16 protein-coding genes are annotated in these 16,121 nt (G+C 67.9%); 9 read left to right on the top strand and 7 right to left on the bottom strand.

Going from position 1 to position 16,121, the window contains the following annotated elements; genetic code table 11:
* Nucleotides 1-3: 3 nt before the first annotated feature.
* A complete protein-coding gene (locus M8A51_RS00900) occupies nucleotides 4-384 on the bottom strand; it encodes a DUF1294 domain-containing protein (RefSeq protein ID WP_251776207.1) in 381 nt (126 codons plus the stop codon).
* Nucleotides 385-767: 383 nt separating this feature from the next.
* On the opposite strand from M8A51_RS00900, the gene M8A51_RS00895 reads away from it, so the two are divergent.
* The 7 genes from M8A51_RS00895 (at nucleotide 768) to M8A51_RS00865 (ending at nucleotide 6,553) form a co-directional block, all read left to right on the top strand.
* A complete protein-coding gene (locus M8A51_RS00895) occupies nucleotides 768-1,832 on the top strand; it encodes a hypothetical protein (RefSeq protein ID WP_251776205.1) in 1,065 nt (354 codons plus the stop codon).
* Nucleotides 1,833-1,960: 128 nt separating this feature from the next.
* Entirely contained in the window at nucleotides 1,961-2,683 is a 723-nt protein-coding gene (locus M8A51_RS00890) for a ProQ/FINO family protein (protein WP_251776204.1), read from the top strand.
* A 226-nt stretch (nucleotides 2,684-2,909) separates the two neighbouring features.
* Entirely contained in the window at nucleotides 2,910-3,683 is a 774-nt protein-coding gene (locus tag M8A51_RS00885; protein WP_251776203.1) for a GntR family transcriptional regulator, read from the top strand.
* Nucleotides 3,680-4,462, top strand: a complete 783-nt coding sequence (locus tag M8A51_RS00880) for a transporter substrate-binding domain-containing protein (RefSeq protein WP_251776202.1) — start codon at nucleotides 3,680-3,682, stop codon at nucleotides 4,460-4,462. Before M8A51_RS00885 ends, M8A51_RS00880 begins: the two co-directional genes overlap by 4 nt.
* 18 nt (nucleotides 4,463-4,480) lie before the next feature.
* Entirely contained in the window at nucleotides 4,481-5,140 is a 660-nt protein-coding gene (locus M8A51_RS00875) for an amino acid ABC transporter permease (protein WP_251776201.1), read from the top strand.
* Nucleotides 5,141-5,145: 5 nt separating this feature from the next.
* Nucleotides 5,146-5,796 (top strand): amino acid ABC transporter permease, encoded by a 651-nt coding sequence (locus M8A51_RS00870; protein ID WP_251776200.1) that lies wholly within the window; start codon nucleotides 5,146-5,148, stop codon nucleotides 5,794-5,796.
* Nucleotides 5,783-6,553 (top strand): amino acid ABC transporter ATP-binding protein, encoded by a 771-nt coding sequence (locus tag M8A51_RS00865; protein WP_251776199.1) that lies wholly within the window; start codon nucleotides 5,783-5,785, stop codon nucleotides 6,551-6,553. Before M8A51_RS00870 ends, M8A51_RS00865 begins: the two co-directional genes overlap by 14 nt.
* Before the next feature lie 163 nt (nucleotides 6,554-6,716).
* Here the strand turns inward: M8A51_RS00865 and M8A51_RS00860 are convergent, their stop codons facing one another.
* Entirely contained in the window at nucleotides 6,717-7,073 is a 357-nt protein-coding gene (locus tag M8A51_RS00860) for a hypothetical protein (RefSeq protein WP_251776198.1), read from the bottom strand.
* Between the two features lie 268 nt (nucleotides 7,074-7,341).
* Between M8A51_RS00860 and M8A51_RS00855 the strand changes: the two genes are divergently transcribed.
* Together M8A51_RS00855 and M8A51_RS00850 are read left to right on the top strand one after the other, a co-directional pair.
* Nucleotides 7,342-7,626, top strand: coding sequence for a GNAT family N-acetyltransferase (locus tag M8A51_RS00855; RefSeq protein WP_251776197.1), 285 nt, complete (start codon nucleotides 7,342-7,344; stop codon nucleotides 7,624-7,626).
* Nucleotides 7,627-7,757: 131 nt separating this feature from the next.
* On the top strand, nucleotides 7,758-8,339 hold the full coding sequence (locus M8A51_RS00850; RefSeq protein WP_251776196.1) for a DUF924 family protein: 582 nt from the start codon (nucleotides 7,758-7,760) through the stop codon (nucleotides 8,337-8,339).
* Between the two features lie 22 nt (nucleotides 8,340-8,361).
* Here the strand turns inward: M8A51_RS00850 and M8A51_RS00845 are convergent, their stop codons facing one another.
* The 5 genes from M8A51_RS00845 to arsN2 form a co-directional block, all read right to left on the bottom strand.
* Nucleotides 8,362-10,113: a long-chain fatty acid--CoA ligase gene (locus M8A51_RS00845; protein WP_251776195.1), complete on the bottom strand. Its 1,752-nt coding sequence runs from the start codon at nucleotides 10,111-10,113 to the stop codon at nucleotides 8,362-8,364.
* 92 nt (nucleotides 10,114-10,205) lie between these two features.
* Nucleotides 10,206-12,392, bottom strand: a complete 2,187-nt coding sequence (locus M8A51_RS00840) for a response regulator (protein WP_251776194.1) — start codon at nucleotides 12,390-12,392, stop codon at nucleotides 10,206-10,208.
* A gap of 369 nt (nucleotides 12,393-12,761) precedes the next feature.
* Nucleotides 12,762-14,021: a sensor domain-containing phosphodiesterase gene (locus tag M8A51_RS00835; RefSeq protein WP_251776193.1), complete on the bottom strand. Its 1,260-nt coding sequence runs from the start codon at nucleotides 14,019-14,021 to the stop codon at nucleotides 12,762-12,764.
* Between the two features lie 241 nt (nucleotides 14,022-14,262).
* Nucleotides 14,263-15,078, bottom strand: coding sequence for a TIGR00266 family protein (locus M8A51_RS00830; RefSeq protein WP_251776192.1), 816 nt, complete (start codon nucleotides 15,076-15,078; stop codon nucleotides 14,263-14,265).
* Nucleotides 15,079-15,134: 56 nt separating this feature from the next.
* The gene (arsN2, locus tag M8A51_RS26420; RefSeq protein WP_251776191.1) at nucleotides 15,135-16,064 is read right to left on the bottom strand and encodes an arsenic resistance N-acetyltransferase ArsN2; all 930 of its coding nucleotides are present in this window, start codon (nucleotides 16,062-16,064) and stop codon (nucleotides 15,135-15,137) included.
* Nucleotides 16,065-16,121: the final 57 nt, after the last annotated feature.

The raw sequence follows: 16,121 nt of genomic DNA, 5'->3' as shown, positions 1-16,121 counted from the left end.
GCGTCACCAGCCGAGCACGCTGCGCCCGGCCGGCGTGGCCAACAGCACGAACCCCGCGACATTGAGCGCGACCGTGGCAGCGAACGCCGCCTGGAACGATGTCTTGCGCGTCTTGTGGCGCAGCAGTCGCTGCGCCATGATGGCGCCGGGCCAACCACACGCCAAGCCGACCCACAGCAGGGTCGCTTCCGGAACGCGCCAGCGCCCCCTCATCGCAGCGTGCTTGTCGGCAGCGTAAAGCCAAAGGGCCGTCGCACTGGCCACGATGTAGATCCCCACCGTCCAGCCGGGAACCTGCCACTGGAACACGGCCACGGCATAGAGCAGGGCGAACGCCGCCACGGCGCCAAGGTCGGCATGCCCTGCTTGAGCACGACGGCGCATGCCGCCCTTGCGTGGGCGAGCGGCTTGATGGGGTCGGCGGGGCATCGAGCGCATGAGCAGCGATCTTCGCATGCCGCATGCGTGCATGCGGCCCCGCCGCCTGCGAGCACCGCGGGCCGATGCATGCGCAGGTCGCCCCGGCTGGCATGGTGAAGCCCGCATGTGTCAGCAGCGTGGCATCCGACAGCTACCTCTAAAGGAGCACTCGAACCCCGTCTCATGCCTTGTGAGCGGGCGATGCCGCCTATACCCAGGCGGCTTTCGAGACGCGACTCACCCTTGAGGAGCGTCGAGAAGCAGGGTGCCGGCCACACGTCCGGCCCATCGCACGGTCCCCATCGACAACGACCAACAACAAGACCCTCTGAAAGGGGTGATGGTCCATGCGTGACGAGACCTGGTTCGCCAGCGCGCTCTTCGCGTTCATCGCCACGGTGGCACGCGCCGTGGCACCCATCCTGCTCGCCATCAGTGCGTCGATCTTCGCAGGCACGGGGCTTTGGCCCGCGGTGCTCGCGAAGACGGCGCAGGTGCTGCCGCAGTTCGCTGTGGTGGCGCTGGTGTTCGTCTCCGTGCTGGCGTGGAAGCGCCGCGCGGCCAAGCGCCAGCGCAACAGCGGCTGGCGCAGCGTCGGCTGGCGTGTGCGCAAAGGCAGCGAACTTCTGTACGTTGCCCGCGCGAGCATGACCGCGGCAGCTTTCGTGCTGCTGGCCGTGTCGATCGAAGGCTTGCTCAACGACAAGCTGTCCGTCGGCTATGCGTCGATGGCGACGGCGCTGGTGGGCGCTGTGACTTCGGCGATCAAGACCACGCTCGAGATCGGCAAGCGGCTGCGCAGCAAGCCTCGCCGCCGGGTGGGCAAGCAGCTCCTGCTGCTGCTCCCGGTCGCCGGCTGCGGCGTCGGCGTGCTGGTCGCCTTCGAGATGGATCCGTCCGGCCTGCTGAATCCGTGGATCGGCTGGCTGGCGGTGGTGGTGGCGCTGAGGGCATGCGTGCCGTTCCTGCAGGAACGGATCACCGCGGCCGAGAAGCGCGACCTGCCGGCGGACCGGTCGGTTGACCACGCGATCACGACCAAGGCCACGCTGTGGCTGGGCGTGACCGTGACGTCGCTGTACGCGCTGGTGCTGTCGACGGGACCGATCACCGGTGCGCGGATCGAGGTCCACTTCGAACCGCTGCCGCTGGTAGCGCTGGTCCTCGGTTCGCTGGTCTACGCCGGCTACTCGTGGGCGTGGCAGCACGCCAACGGCATGCAGAGCGGCAACCAGGCCGTGAACGGCATCGTTGCGGTGCTGGCCACGCCGATCGGCTTCGTGCTCGCCGGCTCGTTCGTCGAACGGCCGCAGTGGCACGAGGCGCTGGCGCAGGCCGGTGGCAGTGTCGTCATCTGTGCATCCCTCGCGGCCATGCTGTGGCTGAAGAAGGACGCCAAGAAGGCGGCGTAGGCACCCTCGTCGGTGGGCAGGGCGGCGGACTCCCGCTGCCCTGCCCTCCTTCTCCTGTTCCAGCGAATCCGTGCGCGCCGGCCCGGGTGGCCTCACAATACGCACCGCACTCATATCCCGCATCCCGGATGAATCCCGAACCGAGCCCCAGCGCCCCGAGCGACCCGCCCCCCGGCATGACCGTCGCTGAATGCGCCTCGCTGCTGAAGGAGCGCTTTCCGGCGCTGTTCGGCGGCAAGCCCAAACCCTTGAAGCTGCGCATCCAGACCGATATCCAGGAGCGCAGCCCCGATACGTTTTCGAAGCAGACGCTGTCGGCCTTCCTGCGCCGCTACACGATGAGCGATGCCTATCTGCGTGCGGTCAGCACCGGAACCCATCGCTACGACCTCGACGGCCAGCCGGCCGGCGAACTGAGCGAAGAGCACCGCCAGATCGCGCTGCAGGCGCTGGCGCAGCGACGCGAGCGGCACGACGAACGTCGCGCGCAGGAGCAGGCCGAGCGTGCGCAGGCGCATGCACAGCGCAACTTCCGCGCCGGGCTGCTGCGCGACTTCGAAGGCACCACACTGACGCGCGAGAACTTCTGCGTGCTCAAGGGCGTGGACCCGCAGCAGCTCGACGAGCAACTCGACACCGCGCGCCGTGAGCGCGAAGAGCGCCAGCAGTTCCTCGCCGAACTGCTGTCGAGCTTCCGTGCCAGCGGCCTCAGCGTCGCGGCGTTCGCCGAGCAACGCAAGATGCATCCGGTGCAGCTCGACCGGCTGCTGCGCGAGGCCAGCCCCCCGCCGCCCAGGCGCGACCGCGGCCCGCGTCCGTCCGATCGCCCGCGCGGCAAGAGCCGCCCGTAGCAGCCGCACGGCTTGCATACAAGCCGTGTGAACCGGATTCCGCACCGATACACCACGACGGCAGGCTGCAAGCCCGCCCGGCCGGCGCCTGCCACAAAGCCGTGCGCGGCGCAGCATGCACGCCCATTGCGTGTGCACGACAGCCATGTTTCGCACGTGCGTGGTGCACCCATCTTGTATGCAAGATGGCATGGCCCTTGCGTACCGGCTCGTCCGGGAACGCACCATGACCACCTCCGCCACCATCGCCAACCGCATCGTCGAAGCCATCCTGGCGCAGCGGCTCGCGCCCGGAACGCGACTGGGCGAGCAGCAACTGGCGATGCTGTTCGACTGCAGCCGCACGCTGGTCCGCGAAGCGCTGACACGGCTCGCCGCGCGCGGCATCGTCACGGTGAGCGCACGCCGCGGCTGGTACGTCATCGAGCCATCGCTCGACGAAGCACGCGAAGCCTTCGAGGCGAGACGGGTGCTGGAACTCGGCATGATCCGGCACCTGCCGCGCATCGCCCCCGCGGCACTGAAGCAGCTGAAGAGCCACGTGAACCGCGAAAAAGCCGCGCTGAAGGGTCACGACGTCGGCTCGCGCAGTTTCCTGCTCGGTGATTTCCACGTCTGCCTGGCTGAATGCATCGGCAACGGCCTGCTGGCAGAGACGCTGCGCGACTTCACTGCACGCACCACGCTGATCGCGATGCTCTACCAGTCGTCGCATCAGGCCGAGCAGTCCTGCGAGGAGCACGTGCGTATCGTCGAAGCGCTCGAACGCGGCGACGCGGCGCTGGCCGAGCAGCTGATGGCCGCACACCTGGACAACGTGCAAGCCGGCCTGCGCGCCGACACCTCGCAAGACCCTCTGGCCCGGCTGCGCGATGCACTGCAGCCGGTCGCCAAGGGCACCGGCGATGCCACCACCGCCCCTGCTGCCCGTGGTGGCGGCAAGACTCGCCCCCGCACGGACGACCCGTCCGATTCAACCTATCTTGGAGAGGTGCTATGAAGTTCGTTCGATCCCTCGCACTGGGTGCCGTCGCGCTCGCTGCGGCCGCCGGCGCCATTGCCCAGACCGCGCTCGACGACGTGATGAAGTCGCGCCAGATCCGCATCGCGGTGCCGACCGACTTTCCGCCCTACGGCTTCGTCGGCACCGACCTGCAACCCCAGGGCCTGGACGTCGACATGGCGCGCCACGTCGCGACCAGGCTCGGCGTGAAGGTGGAACTGGTGCCGGTGTCCAGCACCAACCGCATCCCCTACCTGCAGACGCGCAAGGCCGACCTCGTGATCTCGACACTGGGCAAGAACGCCGAGCGCGAGAAGGTGATCGACTTCACGGCCGCCTACTCGCCCTTCTTCCAGGCGGTGTTCGGCCCCAAGACGCTCTCCATCAAGGGCGTCGCGGACCTGACCGGCAAGTCGGTCTCGGTCACGCGCGGCGCGATCGAGGACATGGAACTGACCAAGATCGCCCCCGCCGGCACCGACATCAAGCGCTTCGAGGACAACAACGCGACGGTCTCGGCTTTCGTCTCCGGCCAGGTACAGCTGATCGCGACCGGCGCCTCGGTCGCCGGCAACATGATTTCGAAGAACCCGCAACTCGGGGCCGAGTACAAGTTCGTGCTGAAGGACTCGCCCAACTTCATTGGCGTCGCCAAGGGCGAAGACAAGTTGCGCAACAAGGTCAACGAGATCATCGCGCAGGCCAAGACGGACGGCGAGCTGGACAAGCTGGCACGCAAATGGCTGGGTCGCCCGGCCGGTGAACTGCCCCAGTAAGCCGGATCAGGGCCGCAGATGGTCGAACTCGATTTCGGTGTCGTGCTCGCCGAGTGGCCGCTGCTGGCCCAAGGCGTCGCGGTCACGGCGGCGCTGACCGCAGTATCGGCCGCGCTCGGCGCCCTGCTCGGCGTCGCATGCGCGTGGGCGCGGTCCGACGGCGCAATGCCGCTGCGCCTGGCCGTCGGCGCTTACGTCGAGCTGGTCCGCAACACACCGTTCATCGTGCAGCTCTTCTTCATCTTTTTCGGGCTGCCGGCGCTGGGAGTCAGACTCTCGCCCGAGGTCGCCTCGGTGCTGGCCATGGTGATCAACCTCGGGGCCTATGCCACCGAGATCGTACGCGCCGGCGTGCAGGCCACGCCGCGCGGACAGATTGAAGCGGCAATGAGCCTCGCGCTCGACCGCTGGCAGGTCTACACGCGTGTCGTGCTGCCGCCCGCACTCAAGAAGGTGTGGCCTGCGCTGGTCAGCCAGATCGTCATCGTGATGCTCGGCTCCGCGGTGTGCGGCCAGATCGCGACCGAAGAGCTGTCGTACGCGGCCAACCTGATCCAGAGCCGAAGCTTCCGCGGCTTCGAGTCCTTCATCGTCGCGACCGGCCTTTATCTGGTGCTCGCGATCGCGCTACGGCGTGCGCTCAACTGGGCCGGCCCCCGCTTCATCTTTCACCGGTAATCGCGATGGTCGAGTTCACGCTGTGGGACATCCTGCGCAACTTGCTGCTGGCCGCACGCTGGACGGTGGCGCTGTCGCTGATCGCCTTCCTGGGCGGCGGGCTGCTCGGGCTGGCGTTGCTGGTTGCGCGACTGGCGAAGCTGCGCGGAGCCGAGCCGCTGGTGGCGGGCTACGTCCAACTGTTCCAGGGCACGCCGCTGCTGATGCAGCTGTTTCTCGCGTACTTCGGCATCGCACTGTTCGGCGTCGACGTGTCGGCGTGGACGGCCGCCGGCGTCGCATTGACGCTGTACACGAGCGCCTTCCTGACCGAGATCTGGCGCGGCTGCGTGCTGGCGGTGCCCAAGGGCCAGTGGGAGGCGGCGCAAAGCCTGGCCTTGAGCTTCGGCGAGCAATTGCGGCACGTGATCCTGCCGCAGGCGCTGCGCGTCGCCATACCGCCGACGGTGGGCTTCCTGGTGCAGGTGGTCAAGGGCACGGCGCTCGCGTCGGTGATCGGCTTCGTCGAGCTGACCAAGGCCGGCACCATGATCACCAACGCCACCTTCCGTCCGTTCGCCGTCTACAGCTGCGTGGCGCTGATGTATTTCGCGCTGTGCTACCCGGTGTCGGCCTGGAGCCGCACGCTCGAAAGGAGATTGCATGTCAGGCGTTGACGGAGTCGCTGGCGCCTCGGCGCGGCCGCTGGTCGAGATCGCTTCGCTGCGCAAGCGCTTCGGCACCCACGAGGTGCTCAAGGGCATTGATCTCGCGGTCGAGCCCGGCGAGGTGATCGCCATCATCGGCAAGAGCGGGTCGGGCAAGAGCACGCTGCTGCGCTGCGTCAACGGACTGGAAAGCTTCGACGAAGGTGCACTCACGGTCGATGGCCAGCCGCTGCTGCACGGCGACGCGCGCGCGATGCGCGGCCTGCGACAGCGTGTCGGCATGATCTTCCAGAGCTTCAACCTGTTCCCGCACCTCACGGTCGGCCGCAACGTGATGCTGGCGCCGTCGCTGGTCAAGCAGCGCGATGCCCACGCCGCGCAGGACCAGGCGCGCCGGCTGCTCGCCCGCGTCGGCCTGGGCGAAAAGTTCGACGCCTACCCCGACCAGCTCTCCGGCGGCCAGCAGCAGCGCGTCGCGATCGCGCGCGCGCTGGCGATGGAGCCCGCCGTGCTGCTGTGCGACGAGATCACATCGGCACTCGACCCCGAGCTGGTGGGAGACGTGCTGCGCGTGGTGGAGTCACTGGCCGACGAAGGCATGACGCTGCTGATGGTGACGCACGAGATGAACTTCGCGCGCAAGGTGGCCGACCGCGTGCTGTTCATGCACGCCGGCCGCATTCACGAGGCCGGCGCGCCCGATGAGCTGTTCGGCCACCCGCGCACGCCGGAACTGCGTCAGTTTCTCGGCGCTCTCGACACGTAGAAGTTCACCGCGGGCGCTCTCCATGCGGCCATGCACGGCCTGCCGTGCGAGTGATGCCGAGGCGTGAGGCTCTGCCGGTCCAGCAGCGCCGCCTCTTGAAAGGCTGACCTCCGGCCTGGCGCGGCCGGCAGGGCGCGCCTGTGGGCCGCAGGGGCGGTTCACGTCACACAGGCGCGGGCAGCAGCTTCAGGCCGAGCCAGGCCGCGCCGATCACGGCATTGACCGGCACCGTGATGGCCGACGGCACGAAAAAAAGCGCCGCCAGCAAGGCGGCGCCACCCAGTTGCTCGACGGCGGCGCCCAGCACGAAGGCTGCCACGCCGGCGATGCCCCAGCGCCGCATGTAGGTCGGCAGCCAGCGGGCCTGCGCCTGGTTATGGCGCCATGCCGCCGCGCGCTCGAACAGCGAGCCGCGCCCGACGTCGCGGAACAGCCACGCGAAGAACCAGTAGCGGTACAGCAGTGTGCGAAACCGCAACGGGTGACGAAGGTCTCGGCTACCGGCGACAAGCTCGCTCATGGAACACCTCCTGGCATGTCGGTCACCCGTCGAAGTGCAAACGGCGCGCCTGCGGCTTTGCTGCAGCGCACCGCGCGACGAAGTCGCAGCCGCCGCCTTCTGCAGCGGGTGAACCCGCTCACAAGCGTACGCCGAACACTGCCCCGCAGGGGCGGCATCCCGCAAGGGCCACGGCGCCGGCGGGGAGTGGGTCGCGGCGCCCCTGCAGCCAGCAGGTGTGTCGGGACGCCGCTACAGTCGAGGCATTGCTCCTACCGCTACATCGCTCATGGAAGAGTCCGTCGACGTGATACACAACCCGGGTGCACACCGCTTCGAGGCCCGTGTGGACGGGCACCTCGGCCTGGCCGAATACAGGCTGTCCGACAGTGTGATGCAGATGACACACACCGAGGTGCCGGCGGCGCTGCAAGGGCGGGGCATCGCCGGGATGCTGGTGAAGCAGGCGCTGGCCCATGCAAAGGCGCATGGCCTGAAGATCGATCCACAGTGTCCTTATGTGCGCAGCTACATGGAACGCCGACCTGAAACGCATGAGCTGTTGGCACGGTGACAACAGGAGCGCCACCTCGAGGGTGGCGCTTTTTATGGGCTTGCCGGGCGGTGCCTGGCCGGGATGACAGCCTGGCCCATCTTCGAGCAGGCCGGTGACAGGCCCGTGAAACTTTCGATGGCGACGTGACGATGCTGCCTTCTGCCGATGGTGTTCTCGACTTCTGGTTCGGTCCTCGCGACGGTACCGCGCCCTTGCAGGCCCGAGACGTCTGGTTCCGCAAGGACCCGGCCTTCGACGACGAGATCCGGGAGCGCTTCGGTGCGGCAACCGAAGCCGCGCTTGCCGGCGGACTGCGCGAATGGGAGGCCCGCCCGGAGGGGGCGCTCGCGCGCATCCTGCTGCTCGACCAATTCACCCGCAACGCCTTTCGGGACACCCCGCGCGCCTTCGCAGGCGACGCCCAGGCACTCGCGACGGCCCGCGCGGTGGTGGCCGCCAGCCTCGATCGACAGCTCGTGCCGATGCAGCGATGGTTCGTCTACATGCCGTTCGAGCACGCCGAAGACCCGGCGGCGCAGGACGAGAGCGTGCGCCTGTTCACCGAGTTGTCGCACGCCGCGAGCGGGTTCGAGAGCGCGCTGGACTATGCACTGCGCCACCGCGACGTGATCCGCCGCTTCGGCCGCTTCCCGCATCGCAACGCCATCCTCGGGCGCGACAGCACCGCCTCTGAACGCGATTACTTGCGCCAGCCGGGCGCGGGCTTCTGAGCCGGCGACCCGGCGCGCGTTCTCAGGTCGGGGACACGCGCTCGTTCTCGCGGTCCTGCAACTGCCGCCACATCACCTTGCCGGAGCCGGACTTCGGCAACGCATCGGCGAACTCGACGACCCGCGGGTACTTGTAGGCCGCCATGTGCTGCCGGGCCCACTCGATGATCTGCTCCTCGGTAACGCGGCCGCGGGCCGCCTCTTTCAGCACGACGATGGCCTTGACCGACTCGCCGCGGTAGGCGTCGCGCGTCGAGATGATGCACGCTTCCTGCACGTCCGGGTGCTTGTAGAGCAGTGCCTCGACCTCGGCCGGCCACACCTTGAAGCCGCTGGCGTTGATCATCCGCTTGAGCCGGTCGGTGATGAAGAAATAGCCTTCCTCGTCCATGCGGCCCAAATCGCCGGAACGAAAAAAGCTTTTGCCGTCGATCTCGACGAAAGCCGCTTTTGTCGCCTCCGGGTTGCGCCAGTAGCCCTTGAAGACTTGCGGGCCGTGGATCAGGATCTCGCCGATCTCACCGGGCGGCAGTTCGTGCAGCGTCACGGGATCGACGATGCGCGAGTCGACGCCGAAGATCGGGATGCCGAGGCACTGCAGCTTCGGGCGCTCGGGCGGATTGGCGTGCGACGGCGCCGCGGTCTCGGTCAGCCCGTAGCCCTCGGCAAACAACAGCCCGTACTGCTGGTGCAGCCGTTCGGCGACAGCCTGCGGCATCGCGGCGCCGCCTCCGCTCAGATAGGCCAGGCTGGACAGGTCGAACTTGTCCATGTTCGGACTGCCGAGCAGGTCGATGATCATCGTCGGGATGCAGGTCCAGTGCGTGACCTTGTAGCGCGAGATCAGGCGGCCTGCGAGCTCGCGGTCCCAGCGCGGCATCAGCACCATCGTCGCGCCGCCCCAGATCGGCGAATGCAGGCAGTACTGCATGCCGGTGATATGGAACATCGGCACCACGCCCAGCGTCACGGAGTCGGCGCAGGCATGGCCCCACAAGCCGCCACCGATGGTGTTGTGCATCACCGTGCGGTGCGTGTGCAGGCAGCCCTTGGGCAGGCCGGTGGTGCCCGACGTGTACGGCAGCACGGCCAGGTCGTCAGGCTGCGCCGTGTGCGGTCCGGGAGGGTGGCCGCATGCAATAGCGTCCAGCCAGCGTACCGCGCCGGCCGGCAGCGGTGGATCGGCGCGCAGCCACTCCGCCATGGCCGGCGGCGGCGCATCGGCCGGGTCTTCCCCGTTCGGCTGCATCGCCTCGGCATACCGCGTGACCAGCAGATGCCTCAGGCGCTGCGGCTCGGGCAGTTCGGCATTCGCTGCAGCGGCGTGGGCAGCCAGATCCGCACTGCAGATTGCGACCTTGGCCTCGGGGTCGCTGATGTAGTGCTTGAACTCCTCGGCACGGTTCATCGGATTGACCGGCACCACGACCGCGTCGGCGCGCAGGATCCCGTAGAACGCGATCATGTACTGCGGGCAGTTCTGCATGTATAGCAGTACCCGGTCGCCACGCTGCACGCCGGCCTCCCGCTGCAGCCAGCCGGCCAGCGCCTCGGCTTCGCGGCGCACCTGCGAGAAGCTGAAGCGGCGGCCGAAGAAGATGATGGCGTCCTTGGCGGGATAGCGCGTCGACGTCACCTCGAGGTTGAACCACAGCGAGGTCTCGGGCAGCGTCAGCGTGCGGGGCAGTCGCTTGGGCCAGAACTTGTGGTGGGGGCGATCGGCGGGGGCGGGCAAGACGGTCTCCTGATGCACTGACTGGGTTGCGGCCACCATACGGTCACCGCGGCCCGCAGTACATCGGACAAAACGCGAGCATCCTGTCGCGTCCGCGACATCGCGGCACACCGCCACGTAAGCAAGCGTGATCAGTCGGCCTGCTGCGCCGCACCCTGTTGCCGGCACCAGCGCAGCAGCGTCATCTCGAGCTGTTCGAGTGTGAAGGGCTTGCCGAGGAAGTCGTCCATGCCGGCGGCGCGTCCACGGTCGCGGATCTCGGGTTCCGGGTTGCCGGTGACCGCCACCACCGGCGTGCGCCCGCGCACGTTGAGTTGCTCCAGTTCGCGCAGCCGCTCGGTGGCCGTCAGGCCGTCCATGCCCGGCATCTGCACATCCATCAGCACCATGTCGAAGCTCTGCTCGCCGTAGCGCTGCAGCGCCTCGTGTCCGTCGCCGGCCACCACGACCTGCAGCCCGAGCCGCTCCAGCATGGCCTGCGTCATCACCTGGTTCACCGGGTTGTCTTCCACCAGCAGCACCCGCCCTGCCATCAACACGGCAGCCGAGGGCCGCGACACAGGGGTGGCGGTCTGTGCCGCACCTTGCGCTTGCCGTACATGTGCTGCCCACTGCAAGCCCTCGTGCAAGGCACGCGGGCGCACGGGTTTGCTGAGCACGAACACGCCATCGAGCGCGATCTGAGACGAGTCGCGGGTCAGCGCGCGCATCAGCAGCACCGGCAGTCCGGCCTCGCGCACGATCTGCTCGAGTCGCTCGCCGGCACGCGCCCCGAGCAGTCGTTCGTCGATCAGCACGGCCGCCACCTGGCGCTCGTGAGCGGCCCGCAGGTCGGCTCGTGACGGAGCGACCGCCCGGATTTCATAGCTGACGCCGGTGCCGCGCAGGATGGCGTCGAAATGCAGTACCAGCCGGTGGTGACCGGCCACGACAAAAACGTGCTGCTCGGGCAAGGGTGGCGGTGCCGGCTCGGCCAGCTCGGTGGTGCGTTCGCAGTTGATCTCGACGGTGAAACACGAGCCCTGCCCCGGTGCCCCGGTCGCCTCCACCTTGCCCCCCATCAACTCGGCCAGCTCGCGGCACAGCGCAAGCCCGATGCCGGCCCCGCCGGCACGCCGGGCACGCGAGCTGTCGCCCTGCGAGAACACGCCGAACAGCTGCGGCAGTTGCGCGACATCGACACCGATGCCGGTGTCGTGCACCTCGATGCGCAGCCTCACGCGGTTCGCGACCGGGTCACCGGCGACCATGCCGACATGCACGTGCACCCCGCCCTGGTGCGTGAACTTCACGGCGTTGGACACCAGGTGCGACAGGACCTGGCGCAGGCGGGTCGGGTCGCCGAGCACCGTTTCAGGCACCTCGGGGTCCTGGCTGCACGTCAGCTCCAGCCCCTTCTCGTGCGCCGCGCCGGCGTACAACTCGAGCGCGTCGAATACCGCGGTGCGCAGCGCCAGGGGCACGCGTTCGAGTTGCACCCCACCGGCGTCCAGGCGCGAATAGTCGAGCACGTCGTTGACCAGCGCCATCAGGCTGTCGAGGCTTTGCCGCTGCATCGACACGATCTGCTGCTGCCGCATGTCCAGCGGCGTCGCGCGCAACAGTTCGGTCGCGCCGAGGATGCCGTTGATGGGCGTGCGCAGCTCGTGGCTCATGTTGGACAGGAAATGCGCCTTGACCTGCGATGCTCGCCACGCCTCGTCGCGCGAACACTGCAGCTCCAGCATCGCGTAGCGCAGCTCGCGCTGTAGGTCGTCGCGCAGCTTCAGCGAGAAGCCGACGAAGCCGCCGTACAGCATCAGGGCACCGCCCATCGACAGCATCTGGTGCAGGCGCGGCGCACTGCTGAGCGCCGCCGCCGGCAATGCGTCGGCCCTTTGCAAGGCATAGGTCAGGGCCAGGATGCCCAGCACCACCGCCCCCAGCCAGGCACCTGCGCGTACCGGCCCCGCCAGCATCACCAGCCACGGCAGCACCAGCAGCCACCACAGCGTGGGAGCGTACAGCCCGCCCTGCAGCCACATCTTGGCGGTGAGGACTGCCGTCAGGCCGGCGGCCAGCAGCGTGAGACCGCGTTCGGCCCGCCCGCCGGTCCGCACATAGACGGCCAGCACGAGCGTCAGCGCGACCAGCGCGACATCCGCCCAGGCCACGACACGCGGCCCTTTCGCGAGGAAAAAGGCGGCAAAACCCAAGCCGCCGGCCAGCGACACGGCCGCGGCCAACCAGAACATGCCGCGCTGCATGTCGCGCTCGAGCATGTCGGCCACCTGCAGGTCGAGAGGGAAAGGATGGCGCGGCGAGTGTTCTTGGGTCATGGTGCGAGGCGCAGCACAGGCAGAACACGCAAAAACGCGCGTTCCGAAACTGCGACGGCGCATCGGAAGCCAGTGCGTGCAGCCGGCAGCTTAGCGCAGCCGAGCGCCGTGCCGACGATGCGCGTGCGCAGCCGCGGGGATTGGCGTAATCTGTGCATGCCCCGCTGCAACCGGGGCTGTCTCAAAGGTTGGACAAGAGGTCTCGCGACCTCCTTCGGGGCCTGGGTGCCGGTGGCGCAAGCTGCCGGGGCACGGGCCCCATTTCTATGCCGTCGGCCCAAGGCTGTGAGCAAGGCGAAAACGTCGGGTTGTCTGCCGCAACGCATCCGCCCTCCGTCGTGCGAACAGGCCCTGGTCCACTGCAGTGGACTAGTCGCGTTCCCAGGCGATGTCGCCGCCGAGCACCAGCGTGCGGTCCTGGCACCGGAACGCCACCGAGACGGTGACGCACAGCCTTGCGCCGTGCACGGTCAGGTACGGCCGTGTCACCTGCACCTGCCCGAAAGATTCGAGCGCGCGGCGAAAGTACGGCCGCTTGGCCCAGCGTGCATGGCTCGCATCGGCCAGCGGTGCAAAGCGCGCCGAGACGTCACTGTGATAGCGCGGCGACGTGTGGTTGTGCCCCACCTGCAGGCCCTGCTCGTCGAGCAGGTAGCACAGCTCCGACCATTCCAGCGACAGGAACCCGGCGCAGGCCTCGTCCATCGAGCGGCCCGCCTTGAGCAGCGTCGCGGCGTAGCCGATCGCATGCATGTAGGGCGCGATGCGTTCCTGGTAGCGGCGCTCGCCGGCTTCGTGCTGTTCGTCGAAACGCTGCCAGACTGCGTCGATGGTCGACGGGTAGTGGTCGATGCCGTGCAACTCGGGGGCCGGTCGACCGAACAGATAGCCCTGGACGAAGTCGACGTCGGATTCGAGCGCGAGATAGGCCTCGTCGAGCGTTTCGATGCCTTCGGTCAGCACCAGTGCTCCGCACTCGTGCAACAAGGACACCATCTGCGCCACCACACGCGCGATGCTCGGCTCGGAGGCAGCGCGCTGCACCACGCTGCGGTCGAGCTTGACGATCTCGGGGCGGATGCGCCAGACGCGGTCGAAATTGGAATGCCCTGCGCCGAAGTCGTCAAGTGCGAGCAGGCAGCCCATCTCGCGCGCCATGGCGACCGCAGACTCGAAGCTCTCGTCTTCGCTGATCACGTCTTCGGTGACTTCCAGCACCAGTTGGCTGGGCGATGTCTGCAGCCGCTCCATCAATTGCTGCATGAACGCGCGCGTGCCGCGACCGGGCCCCTGCGCGAACACGGCCGGGTGGATGTTGAGAAACAACCAGTGATCCAGCCGCCGTTGCTGACGGAAGAAGTTGCTGGCGTGCAGCCAGCGGCACAGGCGATCGACCTGCACCAGTTCGTCGAAATTCTGGTGGCTGCTGAGCACCTCGACAGGCGGCACCGCCTGCCCCCCGGCATTGGTGGCGCGCAACAGGGCTTCATGCCCCACGGCACGGCGGTGCGAAAGACTGAAGATCGGCTGGAAGTGGCTCGTCAGACGGTAGCCGCCCCGGGTCGCCACCCACCGCTCGCCTTCTGGCGTCAGCTCGGGCAAGATGAAGTCGGCTTCGATCTGGTGCATGAGGGGCGGGGCTCGCGGAAGACAACGCCGCACAGCAGGGCCGACGCGCAACCAGCTTAACCGTCGTTACAACGGGCTTGCGCGCCCTCGATCACCGAAGTGCGACACATTTCATGGCTATGCCGCTCGCACTGTGCGGCGGAAGCCGCCGCGAAGCAAGCGGCAGCCCCGCCCAGGCGACGCGATCGCCCCACACCCTGATAGAACTGTCAGGGGGCTGATCGCCGCCTTGCCGCCGTTGTCACTCGTCGTCGCCGCCGAGCACGCCCCCGAGCAGGCCGCCGGCGCCGAAGCCGCCGAGCACCGAGCCCTCACCGCGCCCGCCGCCACCGGTCTGGGGTGCCGCCGCGAACACCCGCGAGGCCAGCCGCGAGAACGGCAGCGACTGCAGCCACACGGTGCCGGGGCCGGTCATCTTCGCGAAGAACAGCCCTTCGCCGCCGAACAGCGCCGTCTTGATCTTGCCGACATACTGGATCTCGAAGTTGACGGAAGGCGTGTAGGCCACCACACAACCGGTATCCACGAACAGCGTCTGCCCCGCCTGGAGTTCGCGTCGGACCACCGTCCCGCCGGCATGCACGAAAGCCAGCCCGTTGCCCTCGAGCTTCTGCATGATGAAGCCTTCACCGCCGAAGAAGCCGGTCGACAACTTCTTCTGCAGGGCGATGCCGAGCGACACGCCGCGCGCGGCGCACAGGAAGGCGTCCTTCTGGCAGATCAGCGTGCCGCCGAGCTGCTTCAGGTCCATCGGCAAGACCTTGCCCGGGTAGGGGGCGGCAAACGCCACGCGCTGCTTGCTCGAACCGTTGTTGGTGTAGACCGTCGTGAACAGCGATTCGCCGGTGATCAGACGCTTGCCGGCGCCCAGCAGCTTGCCGAAAATGCCTCCTTGCTGAGCGGAGCCGTCGCCGAACACCGTGTCCATGCCGATGCCGGCATCCATGAACATCATGCTGCCTGCTTCGCCGACGGCCGCCTCACCGGGATCGAGCTCGATCTCGACGAACTGCATTTCGCTGCCGCGAATGTCGTAGTCCACCACGTCCATGGCCATAGCTTTGCTTCCTTTCGACCTGAGAAATTGACGGCCGCGATGGTAGCCGAACGGAGCTACAGCATCGCCTGCACGAACGCCACGTCGAGCCAGCGATCGAACTTGTAGCCGCCTTCGCGCACGACACCTGCCACCTTGAAGCCCATCGCCTCGTGCAGGCGGACCGACGCGGCGTTGGCCGCGTCGACCACCCCCACCATCGTGTGGAAGCCGCGTTTTCGGGCATGCGCCATCACCGGCGGCATCAGCAGCTTGCCGACGCCGCGGCCACGCCAGTCGGCGTGCAGGTAGACCGAATGCTCGCAAGCGAAGCGCCAGCCTTCACGCGGCCGGAACAGCCCGTAGCTCGAATAGCCGATCACACGGCCCTGTTTCGAGACACCGACGAAAAACCCGTGCCCGTCGCGCTGCTTGAGCGCCCACTGCTCCACCTGTTCCTCGAGCCGGCGTTCGGCGTACTGGTAGGTGGCGGTGCTGGTGCGCACCTCGTGGTTGTAGATGTCGAGCACCGCCGGCATGTCGGTTTCGCGCGCCGGACGGACCGTCACGCCGGCGTGCAGGTCGAGCCGCATCGTCGTGCTGCTGTCCGGACAGGCCCCCTGGAATTCGGCCGACGCCCGCATCGCCTGCGGCACGGCTTCGAGCGCACTGGGGCGGAAGCCGAGCAGCGCATAGAAACCCGCCGCATCGACGGTGCGCAGCCACATCGTCCGACCGTCCTGCGCGATGGCCTGCGCCAACAGATGCCGGGTCAGCGCTTCGCCCAGGCCCTGCCCGCGATAGGCCGGCTTCACGCCGACCGAGCGCAGCAACAAGTCATCACCGTAAGGCTCGAGCCCGGCACAACCGAGGATACCGCCGGCTTCGGCGACGATGAAATGCTGCAGGTGTTCGCGCGCGCCCTGCCCCGGGAGCGCACAGTCTTTCAACAAGGCCTCGATGGCCGGCCAGTCCGCAGGCCGCGCGGAGCGCACTTGATGCTGCACAGAAGACTCCTTGATGGATGTTCGAAGACGTCATCCTCACACAAGCGCCACCCGCCC

It is taken from the genome of Caldimonas mangrovi (genome assembly GCF_023721835.1).
In the GTDB taxonomy this organism is placed as follows: domain Bacteria; phylum Pseudomonadota; class Gammaproteobacteria; order Burkholderiales; family Burkholderiaceae_C; genus Caldimonas; species Caldimonas mangrovi.
This window is presented reverse-complemented; position numbering and strand designations above follow the sequence as displayed.